The sequence below is a fragment of the Pseudomonas sp. Fl4BN1 genome (genome assembly GCF_009908285.1).
GTDB lineage: Bacteria > Pseudomonadota > Gammaproteobacteria > Pseudomonadales > Pseudomonadaceae > Aquipseudomonas.
Map to the genome: position 1 here is coordinate 1 of NZ_JAAARM010000042.1, position 24,171 is coordinate 24,171.

22 protein-coding genes and 1 pseudogene are annotated in these 24,171 nt (G+C 62.8%); 6 read left to right on the forward strand and 17 right to left on the reverse strand.

Going from position 1 to position 24,171, the window contains the following annotated elements:
• Positions 1-337: 337 nt before the first annotated feature.
• From GV818_RS29350 to GV818_RS29365, 4 genes are read right to left on the reverse strand one after another with little or no spacing between them, the layout of a single operon-like run.
• Positions 338-955 carry a TPM domain-containing protein gene (locus GV818_RS29350; protein ID WP_161757721.1) on the reverse strand — a complete coding sequence of 206 codons (618 nt, stop codon included), beginning with the start codon at positions 953-955 and terminating at the stop codon, positions 338-340.
• 29 nt (positions 956-984) lie between these two features.
• The gene (locus tag GV818_RS29355) at positions 985-1,734 is read right to left on the reverse strand and encodes a TPM domain-containing protein (protein WP_161778230.1); all 750 of its coding nucleotides are present in this window, start codon (positions 1,732-1,734) and stop codon (positions 985-987) included.
• A gap of 33 nt (positions 1,735-1,767) precedes the next feature.
• Positions 1,768-2,691, reverse strand: a complete 924-nt coding sequence (locus GV818_RS34815) for a TPM domain-containing protein (protein ID WP_161778231.1) — start codon at positions 2,689-2,691, stop codon at positions 1,768-1,770.
• On the reverse strand, positions 2,691-3,299 hold the full coding sequence (locus GV818_RS29365) for a LemA family protein (protein ID WP_161778232.1): 609 nt from the start codon (positions 3,297-3,299) through the stop codon (positions 2,691-2,693). The genes GV818_RS34815 and GV818_RS29365 overlap by 1 nt, the downstream gene beginning before the upstream one ends.
• 240 nt (positions 3,300-3,539) lie before the next feature.
• Here GV818_RS29365 and bglX point away from each other — a divergent pair, with 240 nt between their 5' ends.
• Positions 3,540-5,831 (forward strand): beta-glucosidase BglX, encoded by a 2,292-nt coding sequence (bglX, locus tag GV818_RS29370; RefSeq protein WP_161778233.1) that lies wholly within the window; start codon positions 3,540-3,542, stop codon positions 5,829-5,831.
• 228 nt (positions 5,832-6,059) lie between these two features.
• On the opposite strand, the gene GV818_RS29375 is transcribed toward bglX, so the two are convergent.
• From GV818_RS29375 to GV818_RS29420, 10 genes are all read right to left on the reverse strand, one after another.
• Positions 6,060-7,217: a phospholipase D-like domain-containing protein gene (locus GV818_RS29375; RefSeq protein WP_161778234.1), complete on the reverse strand. Its 1,158-nt coding sequence runs from the start codon at positions 7,215-7,217 to the stop codon at positions 6,060-6,062.
• A 1-nt stretch (position 7,218) separates the two neighbouring features.
• The gene (locus GV818_RS29380; protein WP_161757727.1) at positions 7,219-7,800 is read right to left on the reverse strand and encodes a YceI family protein; all 582 of its coding nucleotides are present in this window, start codon (positions 7,798-7,800) and stop codon (positions 7,219-7,221) included.
• An 81-nt stretch (positions 7,801-7,881) separates the two neighbouring features.
• Positions 7,882-9,189, reverse strand: coding sequence for an OprD family outer membrane porin (locus GV818_RS29385; protein ID WP_161778235.1), 1,308 nt, complete (start codon positions 9,187-9,189; stop codon positions 7,882-7,884).
• A 176-nt stretch (positions 9,190-9,365) separates the two neighbouring features.
• A complete protein-coding gene (locus GV818_RS29390) occupies positions 9,366-10,136 on the reverse strand; it encodes an IclR family transcriptional regulator (protein ID WP_161757729.1) in 771 nt (256 codons plus the stop codon).
• Between the two features lie 64 nt (positions 10,137-10,200).
• Positions 10,201-11,658, reverse strand: coding sequence for an amidase (locus GV818_RS29395; RefSeq protein WP_161757730.1), 1,458 nt, complete (start codon positions 11,656-11,658; stop codon positions 10,201-10,203).
• A 2-nt stretch (positions 11,659-11,660) separates the two neighbouring features.
• A complete protein-coding gene (locus tag GV818_RS29400) occupies positions 11,661-12,965 on the reverse strand; it encodes an MFS transporter (RefSeq protein WP_161778236.1) in 1,305 nt (434 codons plus the stop codon).
• 100 nt (positions 12,966-13,065) lie between these two features.
• Positions 13,066-14,241 (reverse strand): M20 aminoacylase family protein, encoded by a 1,176-nt coding sequence (locus GV818_RS29405; RefSeq protein WP_161757732.1) that lies wholly within the window; start codon positions 14,239-14,241, stop codon positions 13,066-13,068.
• Positions 14,242-14,412: 171 nt separating this feature from the next.
• A complete protein-coding gene (locus tag GV818_RS29410; RefSeq protein ID WP_161757733.1) occupies positions 14,413-14,742 on the reverse strand; it encodes an amidase in 330 nt (109 codons plus the stop codon).
• Positions 14,739-15,836 (reverse strand): serine hydrolase domain-containing protein, encoded by a 1,098-nt coding sequence (locus tag GV818_RS29415; protein WP_161778237.1) that lies wholly within the window; start codon positions 15,834-15,836, stop codon positions 14,739-14,741. The genes GV818_RS29410 and GV818_RS29415 overlap by 4 nt, the downstream gene beginning before the upstream one ends.
• Before the next feature lie 464 nt (positions 15,837-16,300).
• Entirely contained in the window at positions 16,301-17,200 is a 900-nt protein-coding gene (locus GV818_RS29420) for an acyl-CoA dehydrogenase family protein (RefSeq protein WP_161778238.1), read from the reverse strand.
• Between the two features lie 140 nt (positions 17,201-17,340).
• Here GV818_RS29420 and olsB point away from each other — a divergent pair, with 140 nt between their 5' ends.
• Entirely contained in the window at positions 17,341-18,096 is a 756-nt protein-coding gene (olsB, locus tag GV818_RS29425; protein ID WP_161760099.1) for an L-ornithine N(alpha)-acyltransferase, read from the forward strand.
• A complete protein-coding gene (locus GV818_RS29430; protein ID WP_161760100.1) occupies positions 18,096-18,890 on the forward strand; it encodes a lysophospholipid acyltransferase family protein in 795 nt (264 codons plus the stop codon). The genes olsB and GV818_RS29430 overlap by 1 nt, the downstream gene beginning before the upstream one ends.
• 575 nt (positions 18,891-19,465) lie before the next feature.
• Here GV818_RS29430 and GV818_RS29435 read toward each other — a convergent pair.
• Positions 19,466-20,056, reverse strand: a complete 591-nt coding sequence (locus tag GV818_RS29435; protein ID WP_161778239.1) for an ACP phosphodiesterase — start codon at positions 20,054-20,056, stop codon at positions 19,466-19,468.
• 153 nt (positions 20,057-20,209) lie between these two features.
• Between GV818_RS29435 and GV818_RS29440 the strand changes: the two genes are divergently transcribed.
• Genes GV818_RS29440 through GV818_RS29450 form a run of 3 tightly spaced genes read left to right on the forward strand, consistent with a single transcriptional unit; the run spans position 20,210 to position 22,780 of the window.
• A complete protein-coding gene (locus GV818_RS29440) occupies positions 20,210-20,512 on the forward strand; it encodes an ArsR/SmtB family transcription factor (protein ID WP_011059679.1) in 303 nt (100 codons plus the stop codon).
• Between the two features lie 18 nt (positions 20,513-20,530).
• Positions 20,531-21,697 (forward strand): MFS transporter, encoded by a 1,167-nt coding sequence (locus tag GV818_RS29445; RefSeq protein ID WP_161778240.1) that lies wholly within the window; start codon positions 20,531-20,533, stop codon positions 21,695-21,697.
• A 33-nt stretch (positions 21,698-21,730) separates the two neighbouring features.
• Positions 21,731-22,780 carry an alkene reductase gene (locus GV818_RS29450; RefSeq protein WP_161759987.1) on the forward strand — a complete coding sequence of 350 codons (1,050 nt, stop codon included), beginning with the start codon at positions 21,731-21,733 and terminating at the stop codon, positions 22,778-22,780.
• A gap of 275 nt (positions 22,781-23,055) precedes the next feature.
• On the opposite strand, the pseudogene GV818_RS34660 reads toward GV818_RS29450, so the two are convergent.
• Positions 23,056-23,169: pseudogene (locus GV818_RS34660) on the reverse strand (DMT family transporter); the annotation flags it as partial.
• 162 nt (positions 23,170-23,331) lie between these two features.
• Positions 23,332-23,964, reverse strand: coding sequence for an efflux system transcriptional repressor EmhR (gene emhR / locus GV818_RS29460; protein ID WP_161760006.1), 633 nt, complete (start codon positions 23,962-23,964; stop codon positions 23,332-23,334).
• Between the last annotated feature and the right edge of the window lie 207 nt (positions 23,965-24,171).

A 24,171-nucleotide genomic window follows, 5' to 3' on the forward strand; every position in this document is an offset into this window, starting at 1 on the left:
GGCAAGCCGGCTCCTACAAGAACAACACCGATATCGCGCCAGCCGTAGGAGCTGGCTTGCCAGCGAAGGCGTCCTCAAGGACGGTGCAAGACTCAGGGGCCTCTTCGCCGGCAAGCCGGCTCCTACATGAATAACACCGATATCGCGCCAGCCGTAGGAGCTGGCTTGCCAGCGAAGGCGTCCTCAAGGACGGTGCAAGACTCGGGGGCCTCTTCTACATGAACAACACCGATATCGCGCCAGCCGTAGGAGCTGGCTTGCCAGCGAAGGCGTCCTCAAGGGTGGTGCAAAACTCGGGGGCCTCTTCGCCGGCAAGCCGGCTCCTACGGCGGGAGGGTCAGTTGAGCACCACCAGGCGGTTGGGCAACTCGTTGCGCACCTGGGTCAGGGGCACGTGGGTTTTGAGCAGTTCGCCGCTGGCCTCGATGCAGTCGAGGAAACCCTGCAGGGTCTGGCCCTGCTTCACCTGTTGGGTGAAGGTCTGGACGATGGCACCCCATTCGCGGTCGTCGAGGCGCTTGGAGATGCCCTCGTCCACCAGAATCTCCACGTAACGCTCAGCCTCGCTGACAAAGATCAACACCCCGGTGCCGCCCACGGTGTGGTGCAGGTTCTGTTCAAGAAACTGCCGCCGGGCCAGGTTCGAGGCGCGCCAGTGGCGTACCGACCGCGGGATCAGTCGGGTGGTGATGCGTGGCAGGCGAAACACCAGGCACAACACGATAAAGGTCGCCCATTGCGCCAGCAGCAACAGGTGCATGTTCAGCCAGCCGGTGGCGTAGTGCACCAGCCCCGGCACCACCAGCGCCAGCAGGCTGGCCCAGAGCAGCGGGATGTAGGCGTAGTCGTCGGCCCGGGCCGCCAGCACCGTCACCAGTTCAGCGTCGGTATGCTGCTCGACACGGGCAATGGCTTCGGCCACTTGCCGCTGTTCGTACTCACTCAGTAATGCCATGTCGTTGGATATCCGCTTTTTATATTCAGTTACCAGCCGCCGGACGAACCGCCGCCGCCGAAGCTACCGCCACCGCCGCTGAAGCCGCCACCGGAGCCACCCCCAAAACCACCGCCACCGAAACCACCGGAGCCCCCCCGTCCGCTGCCACTGGGCAGGATACCGAGCATCTGCGCGACTATCGCCGTGAGGATCAACAGCAGCACCAGGAAGATGAACAACAACGGATGACGCTCGACAAAATCAGGCTGGCCTGCGCCCTCGCCACTGCCGTACACCGTGGCCGGCTCATCCAGCGGCGTGCCGCCGAGCACCAGCAACATGGCCGAAACGCCGTCGCTGATGCCCTTACTGAACTGCCCGGTCTTGAACGCCGGGGTGATCACCTGGTTGATGATCACCGAGGATTGGGCGTCGGTCAGCCGGTCTTCCAGGCCGTAGCCGACTTCGATGCGCAGCTTGCGCTCGTCGCGGGCGACGATCAGCAACGCGCCGTTGTTCTTGTCCTTCTGGCCAATGCCCCAGTGCCGACCCAGTTGGTAGCCGAAGTCCTCGATGCTGGCGCCTTGCAGGTCCGGCAGGGTCACCACCACCACTTGCTCGCCGGTGGCCTGTTCATGGGCCTGCAGTTCCTGGCTCAACTGGGCCCGGGTGGCCGGTTCGATCAGTTGCGCATCATCCACCACCCGCCCGCTCAGGGCCGGGAATTTAAGCTCGGCCTGGGCCGTGACCGCGAAGACCCAGAGCAACAGCACCAGGCCGATTTTATAGAGTCGCATCAGCACCTCGTCCTTAATGTTTGTCCGCTTGAGCTACCAGCTACCAGACGCCCCGCCACCGCCAAAACCGCCACCGCCGCCTCTGAAGCTGTCCGAATCCGAGCTGGAGCTGGAACTCGAACTGCTGGAGTCGAACCAGTCGAATGAACTGCTGCTCGAACTTGAATCGCGCTCCGCTTTGGACTCGCGCTTGGGCGACTCATCGCTGGTGTAGGGCCGACCATCGCCTGCCGCTTCACCGTCGTCGCGCCTGGAGAGCAAGAGCCCGGCCAGCGGCACGCCGACAAACACCGAGAAAAACACCAGTTTGAACCACCACATCCATTCGATCTGCTGGTACCAACTCTGCACCACCCAGCGGTGCGCCAGCATCCGCGTGCTGTTGGGCTCCAGCAGACGCACGATAGAGGTGGTGCCGGTAATGATCCCGGAGGAGTACAGCTCATCCTTGAAGTACGGAATGATCGAGTCGTTGATGATGAGGTGCGCCCATATATCGTCGATCCGTCCTTCCAGACCGTAGCCCACTTCGATCCGCACCTTGCGGTCGTCCTTGGCCACCAGCAGCAGGACGCCGTTGTTCTTGTCCTTCTGGCCGATGCCCCAGTGCCGGCCCAGTTGCAGGCCGAACTCTTCGATACTGTAGCCGCCCAGGCTCGGCACGGTGACCACTACCACCTGGTCGGTGGTGCTCTGCTCAAGCCGTTCGAGCATCTGCGTCAGGTAGACCTGCGCCGAAGGCGTGAGCAACTGCGCGGTGTCCACCACGCGCCCGGTCAACGTGGGAAACAGGCTTTCAATCGGCACTGGCGCCGGGCTGGCCGCCTGCGGTGCGGCCTGGCTCACTGCCAGCCCGTCCGTGGGCGTTGCAACTGCAGGCTGCGCCATCAGGGCGCCGCCGCTCACCAGCCACAGCGACAGCAGCGCACCTTGTAGTGCGCGCTGTACCCCACGCATCAGAATTTGACTTGCGGGGCTTTGTCGGCGTCGGGGCTGGTGGCCTCGAACGACTCACGCACCGGCATATCGCTGTACATCAGGCTGTGCCACAGGCGACCGGGGAAGGTACGGATCTCGGTGTTGTACTTCTGCACCGCGAGGATGAAGTCGCGACGGGCCACGGCGATGCGGTTCTCGGTGCCTTCCAGTTGGGATTGCAAGGCCAGGAAGTTCTGGTTGGCCTTGAGGTCCGGGTAGCGCTCGGAAACCACCATCAGGCGGCTCAGGGCACCGCTCAACTGATCCTGGGCTTGCTGGAACTGCTTGAGTTTTTCCGGGTTGTTCAGGGTGTTGGCGTCCACCTGGATCGAAGTGGCCTTGGCCCGCGCCTCGATCACTGCGGTCAGAGTCTCTTCCTCATGCTTGGCGTAGCCCTTGACGGTTTCCACCAGGTTGGGGATCAGGTCGGCACGGCGCTGGTACTGGTTCTGCACCTGGCCCCAATCGGCCTTGACCTGCTCGTCGAGGGTCGGAATGTTGTTGATGCCACAGCCGCCAAGCAGACTGGTCAGCATCAGCAAAGTGACGACGGGCCAGCTCTGGCGCAGGGTTTGGGAAATGTTCATGGGTGGGGCTCCTTGCACAACCTGATTGAAATGAATCTTTTGCCCGGTTTGACACACCCGGTGGGGCAAAATCTGCCTGCACCACTGGAATGCATCGGGCTGATGGGCTAAAAGATGCCCAGCGCGAAAAAGAGTTCAGAAGTGTGCGGGAATTATCTGCACAACAATAGTCGCTCCCTAAATTTTGGCTGTTCGACGCCTCACTAGAGCGTCGGTCTTGAGCCCTTGAGAACAATATTCATGAAGAAGCTGTGTTTGCTGGGCCTGCTGGTCAGCCTGGCCAGTCACCCGGTGTTGGCCGAAGTTGCCCCGGTCCCCCTGGAAAACAAAGAAGCCTTTATCAGCGATCTGCTCCAGCGCATGACCCTGGAAGAAAAGATCGGCCAGTTGCGCCTGATCAGCATTGGTCCGGAAATGCCTCGGGAGCTGATCCGCAAGGAGATTGCCGCCGGCAACATCGGCGGCACCTTCAACTCGATCACCCGTCCGGAAAACCGGCCGATGCAGGACGCAGCCATGCGCAGCCGGCTGAAGATCCCGATGTTCTTCGCCTATGACGTGATCCACGGCCACCGGACCATCTTCCCCATCAGCCTGGCCCTGGCTTCCAGCTGGGACATGGACGCCATCGGGCGCTCCGGGCGCATCGCCGCCAAGGAAGCCAGCGCCGACAGCCTCGATATCACCTTCGCACCGATGGTCGATATCTCCCGCGATCCGCGCTGGGGCCGTACCTCCGAAGGCTTCGGCGAGGACACCTACCTGGTCTCGCGGATTGCCAAGGTCATGGTCAAGGCCTACCAGGGCCAGAGCCCGGCCCTGTCGGACAGCATCATGGCCAGCGTCAAGCACTTCGCCCTGTACGGCGCGGTGGAAGGCGGTCGCGACTACAACATCGTCGACATGAGCCCGGTGAAGATGTACCAGGACTACCTGCCGCCCTACCGCGCGGCGATCGACGCCGGTGCCGGCGGGGTGATGGTGGCCCTGAACTCGATCAACGGCGTGCCTGCCACCTCCAATACCTGGCTGATGAACGACCTGCTGCGCAAGGAGTGGGGCTTCAAGGGCCTGGCGGTGAGCGACCACGGGGCAATCATCGAGCTGATCCGCCATGGCGTCGCCAAGGACGGTCGCGAAGCGGCCAAGCTGGCGATCAAGGCTGGCATCGACATGAGCATGAACGACTCGCTGTACGGCAAGGAACTGCCGGGGCTGCTCAAGTCCGGCGAGATCGAGCAGAAGGATATCGACAACGCGGTACGTGAAGTGCTGGCCGCCAAGTACGACATGGGCCTGTTCAAGGACCCGTACGTGCGCATCGGCAAGGCTGAGGACGACCCGGCCGACACCAACGCCGAAAGCCGCCTGCACCGCAGTGACGCCCGGGATATTGCCCGGCGCAGCATGGTGCTGCTGAAGAACCAGAATGAAACCCTGCCGCTGAAGAAGACCGCGAAGATCGTCCTTGTGGGCCCATTGGCCAAGGCGCCGATCGACATGATGGGCAGCTGGGCCGCGGCCGGAGTGCCGGCGCAGTCGGTGACCCTGTACGACGGCATGCGCAATGTTCTGGGCGACAAGGCCAAGCTGACCTATGCCCGGGGCTCCAACATCACCGCCGACAAGAAGGTCGTGGACTACCTGAACTTCCTCAACTTCGATGCCCCGGAGGTGGTAGATGATCCGCGTTCGGCGCAGCAGATGATCGATGAAGCAGTGAAGGCCGCGAAAAAATCCGACGTGATCGTTGCTGCAGTGGGCGAATCCCGTGGCATGTCCCACGAGTCCTCGAGCCGCACCGACCTGCACATCCCGGCCAACCAGCGCGAACTGATCAAGGCCCTCAAGGCCACCGGCAAGCCCCTGGTACTGGTGCTGATGAACGGCCGTCCGCTGTCGCTGCTGGAAGAAAACCAGCAGGCCGACGCGATCCTGGAAACCTGGTTCAGCGGCACCGAAGGCGGCAACGCCATCGCCGACGTGCTGTTTGGCGACTACAACCCGTCGGGCAAGCTGCCGATCACCTTCCCCCGTTCCGTGGGGCAGATTCCGACTTACTACAACCACCTGACCATTGGCCGTCCGTTCACCCCGGGCAAGCCGGGCAACTACACCTCGCAGTACTTCGATGACACCACCGGCCCGCTGTTCCCCTTCGGCTACGGCTTGAGCTATACCAGCTTCAGCCTGTCGAATATGGCCTTGTCCTCCACCACCCTGAACAAGAGCGGCACGCTCGACGCCAGCGTGACCGTGAAGAACACCGGCCAGCGTGACGGCGAAACCGTGGTGCAGATGTATATCCAGGACGTGGCCGGCTCGATGATCCGCCCGATCAAGGAGTTGAAGAACTTCCAGAAAGTCATGCTCAAGGCCGGTGAAGAGAAAGCCATTCACTTCACCATCAGCGAGGACGACCTGAAGTTCTACAACGCGCAGCTCAAGTACGCCGCGGAACCGGGCGACTTCAATGTGCAGATCGGCCTGGACTCCCAGGACGTCAAGCAACAGAGCTTCGAACTGCTCTGATCTCCTGCAACCGCCGGCTCTGGACCCAGGCCGGCGGACCGCCCTGCTATTCCCCTCTTGCAAGCACTACCGAAGACCCGAGCCACATCTGGACGACTCGTTTGGGCGACGCTGCGTGCGCCACAGAGCAGAAAATGCTGCCTGGAAGAGCAGGTCCCCAGGTTTATGCCTGCTCGTCCGCGCATTGCGGCAACGACTGCAAGAAGGCAGTTTTGGGTCGAACAAATGCTAACCGCGACGGTCCAGCAAGTTGACCACCAACCGATCGATCCAACCCCAGACGCGCTGTTTTACTCGCCGCCACAGGGGACGATTGCGCCAGGCTGCCAGGTTGACCTCTTCGCTCTGGGCGAAGTCCGCCTCGAAGCTGGCTGCCACGGCGCGGGTCAGTTGCGGGTCCAGGGCTTCCAGGTTGGCATCCAGGTTGAAGCGCAGGTTCCAGTGGTCGAAGTTACAGGAACCGACACTCACCCAGTCATCCACCAGGGCCATCTTCAGGTGCAGGAAGCGCGGCTGGTATTCGAAGATCCGCACCCCAGCCTTGATCAAGCGCGGATAGTAGCGGTGCCCGGCATAACGCACTGCCGGGTGATCGGTGCATGGCCCGGTCAGCAACAGGCGCACATCGATACCCCGAGCCGCAGCCTTGCGCAACGAGCGACGCACCGACCAGGTCGGCAGGAAATAGGGGGTGGCCAGCCAAATGCGCCGCTGGCCACTGTGCAGGGCACGGATCAATGAATGCAGGATGTCGCGATGCTGGCGGGCGTCGGCATAAGCCACCCGGCCCATGCCCTCGCCGGTTTCAGGCAAACGCGGCAGGCGTGGCAGACCGAAATCGGCGCCGGGCTTCCAGGCGCCACGATGCAGGTTGGCGCTCCACTGGCGATCGAACAGCCTTTGCCAGTCGCCCACCATGGGCCCGGCAATCTCCACCATCACCTCATGCCAGTCGCAACTGTTGTCCTCCGGCTGCCAAAACTCATCGGTAACCCCAGTGCCGCCGACCATTGCCAAGGTCTGGTCCACCAACAGCAGTTTGCGATGGTCGCGGTACAGGTTGAGAAAGCCCTGGCGCCATTTCAGGCGGTTATAGAAACGCAATTCGACACCCGCTTGCGTCAGGCTCTGACGCAGAGCCTGGGTAAAAGCCAGGCTGCCATAGTCGTCGAACAGGCAACGCACCCGCACTCCCCGCTCGGCGGCCAGCACCAGCGCCTGGACCATGGCTTCGGCGCAGGCCCCGGCTTCCACCAGGTACAGCTCCAGTTCCACTTGCTGCTGGGCCCGGGCAATCGCCACCAGCATGCGCGGAAAGAACTGGGGGCCGTCGATCAGTAACTCGAAGCGGTTGCCTTCACGCCAGGGGAACACCGCGCCGCGCATTTCAACGCTCCGTGAAGATCAGTACCGCACCCACCGGCACCGAGAAACTGATGGCCGACAGGCCAGCAACCTTGCGCAGGCTGTCGAGGCCGGGGGCCAGGTTGAAGTCTTCAGCGTTGAGCACCAAGGGCTCCAGGGTCACCACCTGGAAGCGCCGATCATCCAGCCGGGTGGCCAGCAGTTCGGCGTTGTAGGTGTGTTCCTGGCCGTGCAGGGTCACGGTGATCGGCAGCAACAACTCGATCTGCGCCCCGGGGGCCAGGTCATTGATCGGGCGCAGGTTGATCTTTGCGGTAATCAGCGCGTCGGGAAACTGCTGGACCTGGAACAGCTCCTGGCGCATGCGCTCGTCGCGCAGGGGAATGCCGCTGCTGACCGAATCCATCTCGATCTGCAGCTGGGCCTGGCCTTTGCCATCGACCTTGCCGTGCAGCACCAGGAAGCGCTGGACCTCGGAAATATTGGCGTTCTTGGTAGTGACGAAGGACACCCGGGAAGACTCGTTATCCAGGTACCAGTTGGCCTGGACCGGCAGGGCCAGCACCCCGAGCAGGCTGAGAAGAAGGCGGATCGGCGTACGCATGCAAGCTCCCTAGAACAGAAGGCGCCACCTTAACCGGACACCAGGGGGCTGGCAAACTTCGCGGCAGGCGGCGCAATAGAGCTAGAAGCGATAGGTATAGTTCAGGTAGAAGCGTTCGGCGCTGTGACTGATGATGCCCGCCGGCCCCCGGGAGATGCTCTGGCGCTGGACCCCATCGGGTTCGCCCTGGGTGCGGAAACGTCCGTGCAGCCAGGCCAGGTCCAGGCCCTTGAGCGCACCGTCGAACTGGTATTGCAGCACGCTCTGGAATTCCCGCCGGGAAAATCCCTGGTAGCCCCGAGCGTGATCGGAGAAGGCGTAATGCAGGTCGAGCTTGAGCCGCGGCAGGCCGACATCGGCGAAATCCATGCCCCCCAGCAACTTGACCATCTCCTCGTTTTCCAGACCGAAGTAGTAGAACAACTTGCCGCTGCTGTTCCAGGTGCCGTGGTCCTGGGCGAAGAAGGTGCGGTCAAAGTCATCGCCCCAGACCTTGTTCCAGGTCAGCCCGGTGTAATAGCGACTGAACCGGTACTTGAAGGACAGGTCCAGGTGACGGGCATCGTGGGAAGACTCCGCCTCATAAAGCCCGCGCACGCCGCCGTACTCGAAGCGCTTGCCGGCGTCCTGCTGGCGGCCCCAGATGGCATGGATGTCGATGCCGCGCCCGGGAGCCAGCTCGAAGCCATGGGCCAGCTTCACCGAGGAACTGCGCAGGTAGTCCCGGGCTACGCCGTGTTCCAGTTGCAAGCGACTGCCATCGGGCAGTACGTAACCCAGGGCATAGAGCCGCAGGTCTTCGATCGTGCGCCCCTGGTGATTGCGCAAGTCCTGGCTCCAGCCTGATTCGTTGCGCGGACTGAAGCCGTCGATACGGCTCAGGTTCAAGCTCAGGGCACCGTACTCGTAACCCAGGTCCTGGCCCAGGGTGGCCGCTGGCAGGATGCGCGAATAGCGGTCATCGCGGTACAGCTCGTATTGCCGGCTTTTTTTCCCCACGCCACCACTCAAGGTTCCGTTCTCGTCGACCCAACGTCCGCGCAGGTACAGCTCCAGGGGTTTGGCGATGCCGTGGGGCTGCTGCACGCTGCGATCGGCCCGCAGGTTGCTGATGCTGTTGGCCTCACGCCCTACATGCAGCGCATCTGCCAGGCCGTAGCTGTAATCGATGCCCAGCACGTCGCGGTACCAGCCGGAACTGAAACTGAACTGGGTGGCCTGCACCCATTCATCCCGGGTCGGGCCGAACCCTCCCCCGTCATTTTCCTTCCAATAGGATTGGCTGTAGCGCAAGGACGTGCGGCTATCCTCGAGAAACCCTTCAGCTCCTGCCCCGGTGCATACCAGACAGCACAACAACCCCGTCATATAACGTTGTTCAGCCCACATGAGATCACCTGTTCTTATTATTGGAAGTGGCGTCATGGCCGCCGATGGCGGACCAGGCTTCATTCTCGGAGCCGCGGGGCAAAGGGCAATCGCTATAGGTTCCACAGGATGGAACCCGAAGGGGCAGCGCGGTTTTACGCGCGGTTCGGGGCCAAGCGCTGAGGGCGAGGAATGGCTCAGGCGAGGGTTTTCTGCAGTTGCTCGATGGTTTCGGCCAGCAGCCCCAAGTGACGACTGCGCACCTGTTCGACACAGGTCAGGTCCATCGGCCAATGCAGGGCAATGCTGCCGATCACTCGACCTTCAGCCTGCAACGGCAAGGCCACCGCACGAATCAGAAAAGGCAGGCGCACCGGATACTCCCAATGGCCTTCCGTACGCTGGCCGAACCCCAACTGCTGGGACTCGGCGCAGGTCTGCAGCTGATCCTCGGTGGGCACCCGCTCACGTGCGGCCAGGCGCTCGACTTCATCGCGGGCCAGGCCTCCCAGGCAGGCCTTGCCCATGGCCGAGTGAAACAGGCTGGCGTGCTGACCGACAATCCGGCTGTTGTTCGGGTAGCGCTTGCGCAACACTGCGGGCACCGAGCTTTCCAGGACTTCCAGGCAATCGCCATCGAAACTCGACAGGTCACTGACCAGCCCAGTGCGTGCACTCAATTCCAACAGCCAGGGCGCCGCCTGCTCTACCAGGTGGCGCTTGAAACGCTGCCGATGGTCACCGAACAGGCTTCGCGCACTCAGGTGATAACGCCGGTCACTCAGGCCACGGTAGATCCAGCCCTGCTCCTGTAAGGTCAGCAACATGCGCGACACGGTGGCCTTGGGCAGGCACGTCAGGTAGTGCAGCTCCTCCAGGCCCAGGGCCTGGTGCTGGCCCAGCAACTCGACGATGGCCAGCGCCCGTTCCACAGAACGCACGCCGCCGCTTTCTACCTTGCTGGCCATAGTCCGAACTCCCTGACAGAAGATGGGTAAAGGCTTTACCGCCTGTTCAATAGCACTTGCTTGGTTACAGCAGGTTGCCCGGGGGCCGTTGCCGTACCCATTGCGTGAGCTGTTCGTGGGCATGAGCCAGTTGCAGCACCGCGTGGTCGGCCTGGGCCGGGCCGATGATCTGCAAGCCCATGGGCAAGCCGGCCAGGTTGAACCCCACCGGAATGCTGATACTGGGCAGACCGGCCAGGGTCGGACCGATCACCACTTCCATCCAGCGGTGATAAGTGTCCATTTCCTGCCCATCGATCTGCCTTGGCCAAGCCTGTCGTGCATCGAAAGGGAACACCTGAGCAGTGGGCAGCAGCAGAAAATCGTAACGTTCAAACAGCCGCTGCAGGGCGCGATACCAATCGCTGCGGCTCTGGGAAGCGCGGTACACATCCGCGGCACTCAGGTTCGCCGCGCCCTCCACCTCCCAGCGTGCCTCGGGCTTGAGCCAACGGCGTTTGTCCGGGTCGCTGTGCAGCAGCCCCAAAGAGCCCTGGACCAGCCAATGCCGGTGCACCAGCCAACAGTCCCACAGCTGCGCCAGGGAGAACTCCGGCTGGCAGTTCTCCACTTCGCAGCCCAGGCTGGTGAAGTCCGCCAAGGCTTTTTCGCACAGCCCCAGCACACCTTGCTCCATGGCCAGGTAACCGTTGTAGTCGCCCATCCAGCCCAGGCGCAGGCCCCGCACGTCGCGTTGCAGGGGAGCATTCAACAGCGCCGGATCATCCGTGAGCGACAAGGGCACCCGCGGGTCGTAACCGGCCTGGGTCCCCAGCAGCCGCGCCACATCGGCAACAGTGCGCCCCATCGGCCCCTCGGTAGCCAGTTGCTGCACGAACAATTCCGGAGTCGGGCCGAATGGTACCCGGCCCTGGGAGGGACGCATGCCGAACACGTTATTGAACGCCGCCGGATTGCGCAGCGAACCCATCATGTCGCTGCCATCGGCCACCGGCAGCATGCGCAGGGCCAGGGCCACCGCGGCCCCACCGCTGCTGCCGCCAGCACTCAAGGTGCTGTCATAGGCATTGCCGGTGGTGCCGAACAGTTGGTTATAGGTATGTGAGCCGAGGCCAAACTCCGGCACGTTGCTCTTGCCGACGATGATCGCGCCGCTGGCCCGGACCCGCGCCACACTGATGGCGTCCACGGCCGGCACCTGCTCGGCGAACAACGGCGAGCCCATGCTGGTGGTCAACCCGGCGGTGGCCGCCAGGTCCTTGATCGCCTGGGGCATGCCGTGCATCCAGCCCATGGACTGCCCCTGATCCAGCTGCCGGTCACGCTCGTCGGCCTGGGCCAGCAGGACTTCGGGAGCGCACAGGGACACCAGGGCGTTGACCTGCGGATTGAAACGCTCGATCTGCGCCAGATAGGCCTGCATCACTTCGCGACAGGACAGCTCGCGGGCATGGATCGCCCTGGACAACTCCAGGGCATCCAGATCGACGATGGAGTCGGTCGGTTCGGGGTGGTTGCTCAAGATTAGCCTCCCAGGGTCACGGCGTCGGGTTTGTCGTCTCTGACTGCGTCATACATGCAATAAGTACCCAGCAGGCTGAGGACCGAGGTCAGCAAGACGTAGAAAGCGGGAGCCACCGGGGTGGCCATGACCTTGCTCAGCCAGGTCACGATCAGTGGCGCGAAGCCACCGAACAGCATCACTGTGACGTTATACGCCACCGATACCCCCGTGGAGCGCACCTCGATGGGAAACTGCTCGGCCAGGGCCGTGGGGCCGGGGCCGAAGAAACCGCCAATGGCACCACACAACAATATCTGCATCACCAACAGGCGCTCGATGGACGGCGCCGCGGCGACCCACACATACAAGGGATAGACCATGACGAAGAACGCCAGGGTGAAAGCCATCAGTACCGGGCGTCGACCAATGCGGTCGGACAGCGCCCCGGCAAAGGGAATCACCAGGGTCATCAGGGCCACGGCAAACATCTGCACCAGCAACACCTGGTCCAGGGGCAGGCCGAGGTTGGTATGGGCGAACGTCGGCATGTTCACCAGCACCACATAAAAGGACACCGTGCCGCCGCAACACATGCCCATGGACACCAGGATCGCCCGGCGATAGGCCGACACCACCTGCCACAGCCCAGGGCCGTTGCCGCGCACCTGTTTGCGCGCCTCAAGAAACGCCTCCGGCTCTTCCATGTACTTGCGGATCCACAGGCCCACCGGCCCGATCAACAGACCGATCACGAACGGCAGGCGCCAGCCCCAGAGATCCAGGGTCTGCGGCGAGAAGAAATGCGTCACCGCCGCCACCATCGCCGCGCCGCTGAACACCGCCAGGCACTGCCCCACCAACTGCCAGGAGCCGTACAGGCCTTTTCTGTGGGGGGGGGCACTCTCCACCAGGTAGGCCGTGGCACTGGCGTACTCACCGCCGGTGGCAAAGCCCTGGAGCATGCGCGCCACCACGATCAGCAGCGGCGCCCCGAGGCCGATGGCGGCGTAGTTGGGGGCGAACACAATCATCGCGATGGCCAGGGTCATCAGTTGGATGATCACCAGCATCGCCGCCTTGCGGCCCTTGCGATCGGAATAGATCCCCAGCAACACGCCGCCTACCGGGCGCATGAAAAAACCCACACCGAAGGTGGCCAGGGCCATCAGCAGCGAGGTGTACTCATCCTCTGCCGGGAAGAACTGGCGGGCGATAACACTGGCGAGAAAGCCGTAGACGATGAAGTCATACCATTCCAGAGCGTTGCCAACGACGGCGGCTACCACCTGCCGAGTCTTGGAAACAGAGGGTATCGAGACACTCATAGGATGTTCCTTGGATACTTTTGAGCCTTCTGCCGGGCTCGGAAAAGTGCCGGGTGCAAACTAAGCCCCGGGGCGGTCAGCAACACAGGAACAGGAAGGGTCAGGAGGGTTTGAGCCAGCTTTCCGCCAGGGCGCCCCAATAGGCCGCGCCCGTCAGGAGAATGTCGTCGTTGAAGTCGTAACCCGGGTTATGCACCATCGGCTGCGCCACGCCATTGCCGATGAACAGGTAGCTGCCGGGACAGCGTTGCAGCATCCAGCCGAAGTCTTCACTGCCCATCAGCTTCGGCGTGTTGCCGTTGACCGCCTCGGCCCCCACCAGCTCGACGCCGACCCGCCGGGCGAACTCGGTTTCTTCCGGGCTGTTGACCAGCACCGGATACGCCGGGCGATGGTCGATGCTGGCGCGGCAACCGAAGCTTTCGGCCTGGGTCTGGATAATGGCCTTGACCCGCTCCAGCATCAGCTCGCGCACCGGCGCATTGAGGGCCCGCAGGCTCAGACGCAGCAGCGCCTGCTGGGGAATCACGTTAGCCGCCTCACCGGCCTGCAGGGCGCCGACGGTCACCACTGCCGCTTCCTGGGCATCGATATTGCGCGCCACTACGGTCTGCAAGGCCATGACCATGCTAGCCGCCGCTACCAACGGATCCACCGCCAGGTGCGGCATGGAACCATGGCCGCCGACACCTTCGACGATCACATTGAGCAAGTCCTGGGAAGCCATCATCGGCCCCTCGCGAAAGCCCAGGTGCCCGGCCGACAGCCCTGGCATGTTGTGCAGGCCGAACAGTGCATCACAGGGAAAGCGCTCCAGCAGGCCATCGGCAAGCATCGCCTCGGCGCCGCCCTGGCCCTCTTCCGCCGGCTGGAAGATCAGGTTCAGGGTGCCGTCGAACTGGCGAGTGGCCGCCAGATAACGGGCCGCCCCCAGCAGGATGGTGGTGTGGCCATCATGTCCGCAGGCATGCATGCAACCGCTGAAGCGGCTGCTGTAGGGCACTCCGGTGTTCTCGATGATCGGCAAGGCATCCATGTCCGCCCGCAACCCCAGGGTGCGCGAGCCACTGCCGTTGCGCAGCACGCCAACAACCCCGGTCCTGCCGACGCCGGTGTGCACTTCGTAGCCCCACTCTTCAAGGCAACGGGCCACCAGCGCTGCGGTGCGATTCTCCTCGAAACCCAACTCGGGATGGGCATGAATGTCGTGGCGGATGGCTCGCAGGTCACTGGCAATGTCGCTAAGCCAGGCAAGGATGTGCTGGTGTCGGGTCATGGCGTATCTCCTCTGGGCCGGGTGGGTTCCCGTTCTTTTTTTGGAGCGATGCACGAGATGCCAAGGCGTACTCGAAGCTCTGCGTCAGATAACCGCGAGCCAGAGCACAGGACAATCAAATGTGGTTCCACTGGATGGAACACAAATGTGCCAGCAACGGATCAGCCAGCATCAGGGCGCGAGACGACAACCTTCCCGCGGGCCCAGCCAGATGGCGCTGTGGGTACGCCCCAGGGCGCTGGCGGTGACACGCAGCGACTGCACTTCATCGGCAAACCCGCTGATGGGCAGGTACTGGTGCACATAGGAGCGACAGTAGTCGGCGGGTTGTTGCATGACGTAACGACAGGAGCAGTACTCCTTGGCGGTGTAGGCGCCGAGGATATCCGGAAAGGCCTGCAAGGCCACCCGCTGTTGCCAGGTCCAGCCCAGCAGCAGGATCAGCCCCAGCAACAGCAGACTGAGCCATGGGCGACGACGGACAAAGGCCCGGCGCTTCATGGTTGCTCCGGGACGACAAACGCAGCGAGGACACGCTTGAGCAGTTCATTGTGCTGATAGCTGTCGTCGCGATCGTCGCCGTATCGCACGATCACCAGGCGTTCTGCGGGCAGCACGTACAACGCCTGCCCCCAGTGTCCCAGGGCGGCGTAGGTATCCGCTGGCGCATCTGGCCAGGGCTGGGGGGCGCCGTCCACCGAGCGGTTGAGCCACCAGTGTCCGCCCGCCACAGCCACATCCTGGTTGGCCCGGTAACCCGTGAACGGCGTGCGGCAGAAGTCGACCCAAGCCTTGGGCAACAGTTGCCGGTCGCGCCAGCGGCCCTCGCGCTGCATCAGTAGACCGACACGCGCCAAGTCACGCGCAGTCAGATAGAGGTAGGACGAGGCGACGAAAGTACCTGCGGCATCACGCTCCCACACCGCCTGGGTAATGCCCAGAGGTTCGAACAGGGCCTGCCAGGGATAGTTTGCATACTGCTCGCTGCCCACCATGCCTCGCAGACTGGCGGCCAGCAGGTTGCTGTCGCCACTGGAGTAACGGAAGTCCTGGCCTGGTGGGCTGGCGGCCTGTTGTTGTGCGGCAAACGCGGCCATGTCCTGGTGCCCGCGGGTGTAGAGCATGGCCACCACCGAGGAATTGAGCGGGGCGTATTCGTAGTCTTCCTGCCAGTCCAGGCCCGAGGCCCAGTGCAGCAAGTGCTCCAGGGTGATAGCCGGATACTGCTGCAGCGCCGGGTAATACTTCGCCGCCGGGTCCTGGAGCTGGAAGCGGCCTTCACCGAAGGCAACGCCCAACACCACCGCCAACAGACTTTTGCTGGCAGACCAGATGAGATGAGGGGTCTGTGGTCCGGTGGCGCCGGCATAACGTTCGTAAAGCACCTGGCCATCGCGGATCACCAGCAAGGCGTCAGTGCGAATGCCTTCGTGGGACTGGTCGTCCCTGGGCACGAAGGCGTAGTCCTCCAGAGCCTTGAGCGCCGGGCTATCAACGGCCGGGCCGCGACTCCATTGTTGCGCCGGCCACTCCTCGGCCCGGGCCGGCATGCAGAGACATGCAAGCAACGCCAGCAGGATCGGACCTTTGACCATGGATGAGCCTCGAATGACGTCAGTGGCCGAGCCTAGTTGAGGCGGATGACAGTTTCACTGCAAGGGCCCTCGCTTGTTGGCGCTGGCTGGCGTAGGGGGCATCAAGCCTTGTGCAAAACCTTCAGGCCTCTTCGCCGGCAAGCCGGCTCCTACAACAGCCCCCGGCACCCCGCCTCGTAGGAGCTGGCTTGCCAGCGAAGGCGTCATCGAGCCTTGTGCAAAACCTTCGGGCCCCTTCGCCGGCAAGCCGGCTCCTACAACAGCCCGCGACATCCCGCCTCGTAGGAGCTGGCTTGCCAGCGAAGGTGTCATCGAGCCTTGTGCAGAACCTTCGGGCCTCTTCGCCGGCAAGCCGGCTCCTACAACCGCCCGCGGCATCCCGCCTCGTAGGAGCTGGCTTGCCAGCGAAGGCGTCATCGAGCCTTGTGCAAAACCTTCGGGCCCCTTCGCCGGCAAGCCGGCTCTTACGCAAGGGGGCGCCGTTCCTGAAACGAGGCCAGGGCTTTGGCCAGGCGTTGCTCCCGGGCGCTGGCGGCCAGGTCCAGCAGGGCCTGGTCCCGGGTCCATTGGCTGCGCCAAGGCTCAGGGCCGTTGGCGAACGCGGCGTCGATGTCAGGTCGCAATGCCTGGAACTGCATGAACAAGCCGCCCAATAGAATGTGCCCGCTACTCAAGCAGGGGTTTTGCCGACTGACTTCGGCGCAGCCCGCAAGCAATCCCAGCAACTGCAGTTGCAGGGGCTGCGGCCAGCCGCTGTCCTGCCCCACGCCATACAGCCAGGCGAGCATGGCACTCAGGACATAGATGTCCTCCAGGCTGCGGAAGGGTTTGACGTAGGCGTCCCAGCCATCGCCAGCCAGCAATTCGCAAGCAGCGTTGTCGAGCACCAGACAGCCGTGGCTGATCTCCGGCATCAGGGCGATGGCGGGCAGCGTCTCGACCTTGACCCCAGGCTCACCGGCATAGACCACCGTCAGGCGCAACGCCGGGCGCTCCCCCGAAGCCTCGCTACGGGCCGCCACCAACAGCCAGTCGGCGGCATCACCGGCGGTGACAAAGTCCTTGCGCCCGTGCAGGCGCAGATCCTCCAGCCGCGTTTGCATGTCCGCCGGACGCAGGCTGCGGCGTTCGGTCGCGCATAAAGCACCCAGGCTTTGCGGCGCGCTTGGCCACAACATGCGCAACGCTGCCTGGTACCCCACCAGGAATGCCAGCCCCGGCGTGGCCATCAGGCGCCCGCCGAGCACCGCCAACTCGAAGGGCGTGACACTGCCCAAATGTGCCAGCAAAGCCCCGTAACCCTCCGCCAGGTCGGGGTTTGCGGGCAATCGTTGACGGCTGTCGAGCAGGGCTTGCCAGGGCATTCGAAGGTCCTCAGGGGCTGTCATATAAGCATCACCAAAGCTTCATGGCGATGACACCGGGGCTACATAGCCTGACTTTGCACAACAAAGTCGATTGGCTGCAACCCAAGGCGGGTCGGTAGCCCGCACGGAGATTCACGATGACTCAGATCGCCCGCATCAGCGACACCGGCACTGAACGCCGTCTGCAAGCCGAACGCCTGATCGGCGCCCAGGCCCTGCAGGAAGCCCAGGCTCTGCGTTTCAACGTCTTCAGTGGCGAGTTCAACGCCAAGCTCAAGGGCGCGGAATTGGGTCTGGACATGGATGACTACGACGTTCATTGCAGCCACATCGGTGTGCGCGACCTGAACACCGGCCGCCTGGTGGCCACCACTCGCCTGCTGGACCACCAGGCCGCCAGCAGCCTGGGGCGTTTCTACAGCGAAGAGGAGTTCAGCCTGCATGGCCTGGTGCACCTCAAGGGCCCGATCCTGGAAATTGGCCGCACCTGCGTCGACCCGGCCTACCGCAACGGCGGCACCATCGCCGTGCTCTGGGGCGAACTGGCGGAAGTGCTCAACCAGGGCGGCTACAGCTACCTGATGGGCTGCGCCAGTATTCCGATGCAGGACGGCGGCGTGCAGGCCCACGCGATCATGCAGCGCCTTCGCGAACGCTACCTGAGCACCGAGCACCTGCGGGCCGAACCAAAGCACCCGCTGCCCAGCCTGGACCTCCCCTCCAATGTGATTGCCGAGATGCCGCCGCTGCTCAAGGCCTACATGCGCCTGGGGGCGAAGATCTGCGGCGAACCGTGCTGGGACCAGGACTTCCAGGTGGCCGACGTGTTCATCCTGCTCAAGCGTGACGAGTTGTGCCCGCGTTACGCCCGGCATTTCAAGGCGGCAGTCTGATGCGCCGGTTGCGGGTCTACGGGCGCATCGCCCGGGTATTGCTGGTGGTGGCGCTGGGCCTGATCATGGCCAGCATCTTTGGCCTGCTGGAGCGCCTGGGCACCGCCAACTCCATGCTCCGGCGCCAACGCTGGTCGCGCTTCTTCATGGCCCGCTTGAGCAATGCCCTGCCATTCCGGATCACGGTACACGGCGAGTTGCCTCGCCAGCCGATGCTCTGGGTCAGCAACCATGTGTCCTGGACCGATATCCCACTGCTGGGCATGCTCACTCCGCTGTCCTTCCTGTCCAAGGCTGAAGTGCGCACCTGGCCCGTGGCCGGCTGGCTGGCAGCCAAGGCCGGCAGCCTGTTCATCCGTCGCGGCGCCGGCGACAGCCAGTTGATTCGCAAACAGATGACCCGCCACTTGCAGGAACAGCATCCACTGCTGCTGTTCCCCGAGGGCACCACTACCGATGGCCGTGGCCTGCGCACCTTCCACGGGCGCCTGCTGGCCAGCGCTATCGACGCCGAGGTGTCCCTGCAACCGGTGGCGATCCGTTACTTGCGGGACGGCCAGATTGATACCCTGGCGCCCTTCATTGGCGACGATGACTTGCTCTCCCACCTGATGCGGCTGTTCGCCAATGATCAGGGCCGGGTAGAGATCCATCTGCTCAAGCCGATTGCCTGCCAGGGCCAGGAACGTGCGGCGCTGGCCTTCCAGGCTCAGCAAGCCGTGCACAAAGCCCTGTTCGGCGATGTTGCACAGCCTGCCGAACCACGCCGCAGCGGTGAACTGGTCGCCGCCTGAGCACCTCCCGCAGGAACCGGCTTGTGGGCGAAGAGGCCCTTGAGACAGGCATCACCGACGAGGACGCCTTCGCTGGCAAGCCAGCTCCTACTGCGGTTTTTTATGCCCACCCAGTGAACTCCCATACTCTCGTAGGAGCCGGCTTGCCGGCGAAGAGGCCCTTTAGACAGGCACCGCCGACGAGGACGCCTTCGCTGGCAAGCCAGCTCCTACAGCGGTTTTTCATGCCCACCCAGTGAACTCCCATACTCTCGTAGGAGCCGGCTTGCCGGCGAAGAGGCCCTTGAGACAGGCACCGCCGACGAGGACGCCTTCGCTGGCAAGCCAGCTCCTACAGCAGTTTTTCATGCCCACCCAGTGAACTCCCATACTCTCGTAGGAGCCGGCTTGCCGGCGAAGAGGCCCTTTAGACAGGCACCGCCGACGAGGACGCCTTCGCTGGTAAGCCAGCTCCTACAGCGGTTTTTCATGCCCACCCAGTGAACTCCCATACTCTCGTAGGAGCCGGCTTGCCGGCGAAGAGGCCCTTGAGACAGGCATCACCGACGAGGACGCCTTCGCTGGCAAGCCAGCTCCTACAAGGCCTCATTCGGTTGGGTGCGTTCTGCGACGAAGCTCTGCAGTTGCGGGTAGAAGGCTCGGAAATCTTCGCTCAAGGGCTGATATAGCCGCTCCAGCTCGATCATCGCGGCAGTCAGTTCCTCCGGCCGCGACAGGCGCCGGGCGATGCCGCGCAATACCTGATCCAGAATCTGGAAGTCTCGATAGGAACCGAGCCAGTCATCGGCCGCCATGTAGGGCGCAATCTGCGCCAGCCGTCCCGGCAGCTGCGGTTCGGCCGCCAGTGCCCGATAGACGTCGGCAGTGAACTGCGGCAAGGGGCGATCGGCGTACTGGCTCCAGTCCCGGGCCAGGCAATGATCGAAGAACACGTCGATGACAATCCCGGCATAACGTCGCCGGGTCAGGGAGAAACGCGACAGCGCCGCCAACACCAGCGGGTGGCTATCGGTGTAGGTATCAATGCGCCGATGCAGCTGGATCGCCGCCTCGACCTCGGGGGGAAACTGCCCTTGCAGGCGCCCTTTGACGAAATCGCCATACAAGCTGCCGAGTAATTGACCCGGGCGCTGGCCGCCGAGGTGCAGATGTGCGAGATAATTCATTCGCGCAGCTTAGCACCGCGCCAAATATATCGTTATAACTCGATATACCGATAAAGAATGACTTAAGATCAAAATCATATTGGTATATCGCGAAATAACGATTTAAATTTCGCCTCATCGCGATACAACGTTTTACGGAAAACGAGCACCGCCATGTCCCTCGACCTCGACGAAATAATAAAAGCTCTGGCTCATCCTGTACGCAGAGAAATCCTGCACTGGCTGAAAGACCCGACTGTCGAATTTCCCGATCAGGCCCACAGCAATGAGCACGGCGTGTGTGCCGGGCAGATCGATCAACGCTGCGGCCTGTCGCAGTCGACCGTCTCCGCCCACCTCGCCACCCTGCAACGTGCAGGCCTGATCAGCAGCCGCAAAGTCGGCCAATGGCATTTTTTCAAACGCAATGAGGAAACCATCCAGCAGTTCCTCACGCAAATGAGCCAACAGCTCTGATCTGACAAGGACCCGACAATGCCCCTTTCACTGCTCATCCTGGCCTTGAGCGCCTTCGCTATCGGCACCACCGAGTTCGTCATCATGGGCTTGCTGCCCGATGTGGCGGCGGACCTTGGGGTATCGATTCCCGGCGCCGGCTGGCTAGTCACCGGTTATGCCCTGGGCGTGGCTATCGGGGCACCGTTCATGGCCCTGGCGACCGCCCGGCTGCCACGCAAGGCCGCCCTGGTGGCCTTGATGGGGATCTTCATTGTCGGCAACCTGCTGTGTGCACTGGCCAGTGATTACAACGTGCTGATGTTCGCCCGGATAATCACCGCGCTGTGCCACGGCGCCTTCTTCGGTATTGGTTCAGTAGTCGCGGCAGGCCTGGTGCCCGCCAACAAGCGTGCTTCGGCAGTGGCATTGATGTTCACCGGCCTGACCCTGGCCAATGTGCTCGGTGTGCCCCTGGGCACTGCCCTGGGCCAGGAAGCTGGCTGGCGTTCGACCTTCTGGGCGGTGACAGTGATCGGCGTGGTGGCATTGATTGGCCTGCTGCGCTTTCTGCCGGCCAAGCGTGACGAGGAAAAACTCGACATGCGTGCGGAACTGGCGGCCCTCAAGGGCGCGGGGATCTGGCTGTCCCTGAGCATGACCGCGCTATTTTCGGCGTCGATGTTCACCCTGTTCACCTATGTCGCGCCGCTGCTTGGCGATGTCACCGGCGTATCGCCCAAGGGCGTGACCTGGACCCTACTGCTGATCGGCCTGGGCCTGACCCTGGGCAACATCATTGGCGGCAAGCTAGCGGACAAGCGCCTGGGGGCCACCCTGATCGGCGTGTTCGCGGCCATGACCGTGGTGTCCACTGTGCTGACCTGGACCAGCGTTGCGCTGATCCCCACGGAAATCACCCTGTTCCTCTGGGCCACCGCCTCCTTCGCGGCAGTGCCGGCACTGCAGGTCAATGTGGTGACCTTCGGCAAGGCCGCGCCGAACCTGGTTTCGACCCTGAACATCGGCGCCTTCAACATCGGCAACGCCCTGGGCGCCTGGGTCGGCGGCAGCGTCATCGCCCACGGTTTCGGCCTGACCAGCGTGCCATTGGCGGCGGCGGTCCTGGCGATCCTGGCCCTGCTGGTGACGTTGATTACCTTTCGCCAGGGCGGCAACGCCGAACTGGCCCCTGTGACCCACTGATCCGTTTCTTTCCTATATAGAAGGCTGCATTCCATGACGACTATCTTTGATCCGATCAAGATCGGCGACCTCGAGCTGTCCAACCGCATCATCATGGCGCCGCTGACCCGCTGCCGCGCCGACGCTGGCCGCGTACCCAACGCACTGATGGCCGAGTACTACGTGCAGCGGGCTTCCGCTGGCCTGATCCTCAGCGAGGCCACCTCGGTGACCCCAATGGGCGTGGGCTACCCGGACACTCCCGGCATCTGGTCCAACGACCAGGTGCGTGGCTGGTCCAACGTGACCAAGGCAGTGCATGGCGCTGGCGGCAAGATCTTCCTGCAGCTGTGGCACGTGGGCCGGATTTCCCACCCGTCCTACCTGGACGGTGAAACGCCAGTGGCGCCAAGCGCCATCCAGCCCAAGGGCCATGTCAGCCTGGTGCGCCCACTGGCCGACTACCCAACCCCGCGCGCCCTGGAAACCGCTGAGATCGCCGACATCGTCGACGCTTACCGGGTCGGTGCGGAAAACGCCAAGGCTGCCGGTTTCGATGGCGTGGAAATCCACGGCGCCAACGGTTACCTGCTGGACCAGTTCCTGCAAAGCAGCACCAACCAGCGCACCGACCAGTACGGCGGCTCCCTGGAGAACCGTGCCCGCCTGCTGCTGGAAGTCACCGACGCCGCCATCGAGATCTGGGGCGCCGGCCGAGTGGGCGTGCACCTGGCCCCCCGTGCCGACTCCCATGACATGGGTGACGACAACCTGGCGGAGACCTTCACTTACGTAGCTCGCGAGCTGGGAAAACGCGGCATCGCCTTTATCTGCTCCCGCGAAAAAGAAGGCGCTGACAGCCTGGGCCCGCAGCTGAAAGCGGCCTTCGGCGGCCCGTACATCGCCAACGAGCGTTTCACCAAGGACAGTGCCAATGCCTGGCTGGCCAGCGGCAAGGCTGATGCCGTGGCATTCGGCGTGCCCTTCATCGCCAACCCGGATCTGCCAGCCCGGTTGAAGGCTGACGCACCGCTGAACCAAGCGCACCCGGAAACCTTCTACTCCAAAGGCCCGGTTGGCTACATCGACTACCCAACGCTGTAAGCCTGCGCAGCTGACAAAAAAGCCCCGGCTCACCAGAGCCGGGGCTTTTTATTGCCTGCACATTTCCAATAGCCGCTGCGAAGGCTGTGTATAGGACAGCAGGACTTTCGGCGTACGCAGGATTGTCGCTGGATCACAGCTTGAGGCAAATTTTGCATGCGCCCGCGGGTGCCAGGTTCAACGTTTGCAGTGGGCCCAGGCCACTGCCAGGCCACTTAGGCAGATCACAGCGAGCCAACCAGGCCGTAGCTGTCCGGGGTCTGGCCAAAGATCAGGAGGTACTTGAACAGCGCGTCATGGCTGGCGAAGAGCAGAACAGCCAGGCAAATCAGCGCGATCCCCTTGTTCGGCTATTCTGCGCCGCTGAACGGTGAAGGGTTCACACTCATTCACACACCCGCAACAAATCCCCTACAAAATACGTAGCTCGCTATCTATCAAGATGCGGCCAGCCCGTATATAAAAGCACCCCATCGCGATCTGGCGACCGCAGGAATGAACATCCCTCGCCTTAAATGTTGACACAACTGGACTCAATTACGCATGTTGTCTTAATGACGGAGACTTGGGCTCAGGCGCAGCATATCCAGCCCGATGTCGATCCAGCGCTCTGCCTCGGTGTGCAGGGCGAAGCTTTCCGGGGCCAGCAACCATTGGTAAAGGATGCCATCGATAAACGCATGCATGCTGATAGCCGCCCTCGTCGTGTCGAGGTTTTCGGGCAATTGCCCACGATTGACTGCATTACGCAGTGCCAACTCGATGTGTACGTTGCAGTCCAGGCTGGCAGCGCGACGCTGGCGGCGCAGGTCGCACATTTCATCGGTGAATTCGCACTTATGAAACAGGATTTCATTGATGCGACGGGTTTTCGGGTCCAGGGCAACTTGATGAAACAAATGAATGAGCAATTTGCGTATCCAGCCCAACGGATCCATCTCATCTACATTTTCACTGGCTGCGGCCATCTCATCCAGCGGTTCACGCAGGCTGTCGAGCATGGCCTGCACCAGGTCGGCCTTATTGCTGAAGTGCCAGTAGATAGCGCCCCGCGTCACCCCCGCCAGCGCCGCGATATCGGCCAGGGTAGTACGCGCCACGCCACGCTCGTAAAAGGCCTTTTCGGCCGCCTCGAGTATTTGGCTACGGGTTTCTTGAGCTTCCTCTTTGGTACGACGGACCATGGCAGTAAAACCTCGATCAGGATCTTTCAGCGATGCGTGAAGACCTTCTGAATAAATATGGAACGGCATCTCAGGTGCCGTTTGCCCAGCCTACAATTCAACACCTACTGAGGCTTTTGTAACCGGATGGGTACGCCGCCAGGGTATTTACAAACAGCCATGAACGTAAGTATATTCCTTAGCAAGCTACTAATCCACTCAGCCAAC

Coding starts and splice junctions, on each gene's coding strand:
- GV818_RS29350 (WP_161757721.1), bottom strand. CDS start 955: ATGGCATTACTGAGTGAGTACGAACAGCGGCAAGTGGCCGAAGCCATT.
- GV818_RS29355 (WP_161778230.1), bottom strand. CDS start 1,734: ATGCGACTCTATAAAATCGGCCTGGTGCTGTTGCTCTGGGTCTTCGCG.
- GV818_RS34815 (WP_161778231.1), bottom strand. CDS start 2,691: ATGCGTGGGGTACAGCGCGCACTACAAGGTGCGCTGCTGTCGCTGTGG.
- GV818_RS29365 (WP_161778232.1), bottom strand. CDS start 3,299: ATGAACATTTCCCAAACCCTGCGCCAGAGCTGGCCCGTCGTCACTTTG.
- bglX (WP_161778233.1), top strand. CDS start 3,540: ATGAAGAAGCTGTGTTTGCTGGGCCTGCTGGTCAGCCTGGCCAGTCAC.
- GV818_RS29375 (WP_161778234.1), bottom strand. CDS start 7,217: ATGCGCGGCGCGGTGTTCCCCTGGCGTGAAGGCAACCGCTTCGAGTTA.
- GV818_RS29380 (WP_161757727.1), bottom strand. CDS start 7,800: ATGCGTACGCCGATCCGCCTTCTTCTCAGCCTGCTCGGGGTGCTGGCC.
- GV818_RS29385 (WP_161778235.1), bottom strand. CDS start 9,189: ATGTGGGCTGAACAACGTTATATGACGGGGTTGTTGTGCTGTCTGGTA.
- GV818_RS29390 (WP_161757729.1), bottom strand. CDS start 10,136: ATGGCCAGCAAGGTAGAAAGCGGCGGCGTGCGTTCTGTGGAACGGGCG.
- GV818_RS29400 (WP_161778236.1), bottom strand. CDS start 12,965: ATGAGTGTCTCGATACCCTCTGTTTCCAAGACTCGGCAGGTGGTAGCC.
- GV818_RS29405 (WP_161757732.1), bottom strand. CDS start 14,241: ATGACCCGACACCAGCACATCCTTGCCTGGCTTAGCGACATTGCCAGT.
- GV818_RS29410 (WP_161757733.1), bottom strand. CDS start 14,742: ATGAAGCGCCGGGCCTTTGTCCGTCGTCGCCCATGGCTCAGTCTGCTG.
- GV818_RS29415 (WP_161778237.1), bottom strand. CDS start 15,836: ATGGTCAAAGGTCCGATCCTGCTGGCGTTGCTTGCATGTCTCTGCATG.
- GV818_RS29420 (WP_161778238.1), bottom strand. CDS start 17,200: ATGCCCTGGCAAGCCCTGCTCGACAGCCGTCAACGATTGCCCGCAAAC.
- olsB (WP_161760099.1), top strand. CDS start 17,341: ATGACTCAGATCGCCCGCATCAGCGACACCGGCACTGAACGCCGTCTG.
- GV818_RS29430 (WP_161760100.1), top strand. CDS start 18,096: ATGCGCCGGTTGCGGGTCTACGGGCGCATCGCCCGGGTATTGCTGGTG.
- GV818_RS29435 (WP_161778239.1), bottom strand. CDS start 20,056: ATGAATTATCTCGCACATCTGCACCTCGGCGGCCAGCGCCCGGGTCAA.
- GV818_RS29440 (WP_011059679.1), top strand. CDS start 20,210: ATGTCCCTCGACCTCGACGAAATAATAAAAGCTCTGGCTCATCCTGTA.
- GV818_RS29445 (WP_161778240.1), top strand. CDS start 20,531: ATGCCCCTTTCACTGCTCATCCTGGCCTTGAGCGCCTTCGCTATCGGC.
- GV818_RS29450 (WP_161759987.1), top strand. CDS start 21,731: ATGACGACTATCTTTGATCCGATCAAGATCGGCGACCTCGAGCTGTCC.
- emhR (WP_161760006.1), bottom strand. CDS start 23,964: ATGGTCCGTCGTACCAAAGAGGAAGCTCAAGAAACCCGTAGCCAAATA.